Source organism: Nonomuraea rhodomycinica (genome assembly GCF_013363995.1).
Taxonomy (GTDB): domain Bacteria; phylum Actinomycetota; class Actinomycetes; order Streptosporangiales; family Streptosporangiaceae; genus Nonomuraea; species Nonomuraea rhodomycinica.
The window spans coordinates 1-290 of record NZ_JABWGO010000071.1; the positions used below are offsets into that span (position 1 = coordinate 1).

The window sequence follows — 290 nt, forward strand, 5'->3', positions numbered from 1 at the left end:
TCCGAGAAGTGGGACAAGCAGCTGCCCGTCCGCGTGCAGATGGGCAAGAAGCTCTTCCACGGCCCGGTCGACAAGAAGGCCCGGCTCGCCGAGGCGAAGATGGAGGCGTCGGCGGCCAGCGAGCTGATCAGCAAGGCGTACGGCCGCGACGTGCAGGTCGTGCCCTCCCTGGCCATCGACGGCCCGGCCGTGCCCTGGAAGATCATGACGATCCGCGGCGTGGACGTCTACGAGGGCGGGCGCGCCCGCAAGTGGATCACCAAGCGCGAGCGGGCGCTGACCGACGAGGA

1 pseudogene is annotated in these 290 nt (G+C 69.7%); it reads left to right on the forward strand.

The features are described 5' to 3' along the window. Nucleotides 1-290, forward strand: a pseudogene (locus HT134_RS44465) (NERD domain-containing protein); the annotation flags it as partial.